Origin of the sequence: Mesorhizobium sp. M7A.F.Ca.CA.003.01.2.1 (assembly GCF_003998945.1) — a bacterium.
Lineage (GTDB): Bacteria > Pseudomonadota > Alphaproteobacteria > Rhizobiales > Rhizobiaceae > Mesorhizobium > Mesorhizobium ciceri.
In genome coordinates this window covers 1-873 of the sequence record NZ_RZRA01001428.1, presented here as the reverse complement: position 1 = coordinate 873, position 873 = coordinate 1, and the positions used below count along the sequence as shown (strand labels likewise).

General features: G+C 62.8%; 1 protein-coding gene. It reads left to right on the top strand.

Features of this window, described 5'->3' with window-relative positions; genetic code table 11:
• Positions 1-135: 135 nt before the first annotated feature.
• Positions 136-873 (top strand): SDR family oxidoreductase (locus EN969_RS33220; protein ID WP_127419858.1); only part of this gene is annotated, 738 nt, incomplete at its 3' end.

Below are 873 nucleotides of genomic sequence, written 5' to 3'. Positions count from 1 at the left end.
CTGGCGGTGCTGTTCGACCGCATCCGCAATTTCCGCCGCAGCGACTAGAACCATGATCCCGAAAAGTGGAAACCGGTTTTCTCGGACAAACGGAACCGTTTGTGCGGAGATCATGGTCAAACAAAAGACGGTTTGATGGCCAACTCCCTGTTCAGCCTCGAGGGCCGGCTGGCGCTGGTGACCGGCTCCGGCCAGGGCATCGGCTTCGCGCTGGCTCGGGGCCTGGCCGAACATGGGGCAAGCGTGGTGCTGAACGGCCGCGACGCCGCCAGGATCGACAGCGCCGTCGAAAAGCTGCGCAACGCCGGCTTCAAGGCGCACGCCTCGGTATTCGACGTCACCGATTTTCAGGCGGTCAATGAGGACATTGCCCGCATCGAGGCCGAGATCGGCGCCATCGACATCCTCATCAACAATGCCGGCATACAATTCCGCGCCCCGCTCGAGGACTTTCCCGAGGAGCAATGGGAGCGCCTGTTCAAGACCAATGTGTCGGGCGCCTTCCATGCAGCCAAGGCGGTCGCCCGCCACATGATCCCGCGCGGCAAGGGCAAGATCATCAACGTCGGTTCGGTGCAGAGCGAACTGGCAAGGCCGAACATCGCGCCCTACACCGCCACCAAGGGCGCGATCCGCAACCTGACAAGGGGCATGTGCGCCGATTGGGCCAAACACGGCCTGCAGATCAATGCGATCGCGCCCGGCTATTTCCGCACCGAGATGAACCAGGCGCTGGTCGACAATCCCGAATTTTCCGCCTGGCTGGAAAAGCGCACGCCGGCCGGGCGCTGGGGCAATGTCGACGAGTTGATCGGCGCCGCCGTGTTTCTGGCGTCAGATGCCTCGTCCTTCGTCAACGGCCATACGCTGTAT